This is a genomic window from Streptomyces zhaozhouensis, assembly GCF_900230195.1.
GTDB lineage: Bacteria > Actinomycetota > Actinomycetes > Streptomycetales > Streptomycetaceae > Streptomyces > Streptomyces zhaozhouensis.
This window is the reverse complement of sequence record NZ_OCNE01000064.1, coordinates 1-1,190: the sequence shown is the minus strand read 5'-3', so window position 1 is coordinate 1,190 and position 1,190 is coordinate 1. Positions and strand designations below refer to the sequence as shown.

Here is a 1,190-nt window from a genome sequence, read left to right as displayed (position 1 = left end):
GACCGGTCGGAGCATCTGGTGATGGCCGGCGAGGTCGCCAAGGTCTCCCGCTTCCTCGGTCTGGCGCCGGACGACGTGCCCGAGGTCTTCGAGGTTTCGCGCACCGCGCTCCCGGCGCCCGCCGAGCCGGCCGCCGCGGTCGCCGCCGAGTCGGTCGAGGCGGCCGGGCCGGCGAAGCCCGCGGGGCCCGCCGCGGCCACCACAGGCGATGCCGCCGTCCCGGCCGGTCCCGGGCGGCGCGGTGAGATGCGCGGTTGGTCGGTGGAGGAGTGTGTCCGCTGGGAGTTGAGGGACACCGTCAGCGGAGTGCTGGCGATCCCCCACAAGAAGGTGGACCCGGAGGAGAACCTCGCCGAGTTCGGCTTCGACTCCATCAGCCTGGCCGACTTCTCCCGGGAGCTGACCGGCCGTTTCGGCTTCGAGGTGACGCCCGACGTCTTCTTCGGCTACCCGACCCTGAACCGTCTCCTGGACTATCTGCTCTCCCAGCACGCCGAGCCGCTGGCCGCCTTCTACCGCGAGGCGCGGGAGGCGACCCCGGCCGCGTCGCCGGCCGCCGCCTCGGCCGCGCTCCGTCGGAAGGCGCCGCGTCCGGTCGAGACCGGGTCCCGGCCCGCCGGGGAGCCGGTGGCGGTGGTGGGGATGAGTGGGCGTTTCCCCGGTGTGCGGGATGTCGAGGGTCTGTGGTCGGTGTTGGCCGAGGGCCGCTCGACGGTGAGTGAGGTGCCGGCCGATCGCGTGGAGTGGTGGCGTGCGGGTGGTTCCGGTGAGGAGGGGGTGCGGGCTGGTTTTGTTCCTGGTGTGGCGGAGTTTGATCCGTTGTTCTTCCAGATCTCGCCGGCCGAGGCGGAGACGATGGATCCGCGGCAGCGGTTGTTGTTGCAGGAGTCGTGGAACGCGTTGGAGGACGCCGGTTACGGCGAGGAGCGTCTTGCCCGCGAGCGGGTGGGTGTCTTCGTCGGTGCGGAGGAGGGTGACTATCAGCTCCTCGTCGGTGAGGAGGGGAATGTCACCGGCAGTGCCAATTCCATCCTCGCCTCGCGTCTGGCGTATTTCCTGAACTTCGACGGTCCTGGGATGCTGATCAATACCGCGTGTTCTTCTGGTTTGGTGGCGGTGCATCAGGCGTGTCAGAGTCTTCAGGCGGGTGAGTGTGATGTGGCGGTGGTGGCCGGTGTCAATTTGATGCT

General features: G+C 69.5%; 1 protein-coding gene. It reads left to right on the top strand.

The window, feature by feature from the left end; translation table 11 throughout:
• Positions 1 to 75: 75 nt before the first annotated feature.
• The coding region (locus CRP51_RS27985) for a beta-ketoacyl synthase N-terminal-like domain-containing protein (RefSeq protein ID WP_245880859.1) at positions 76 to 1,190 on the top strand (1,115 nt) is incomplete at its 3' end.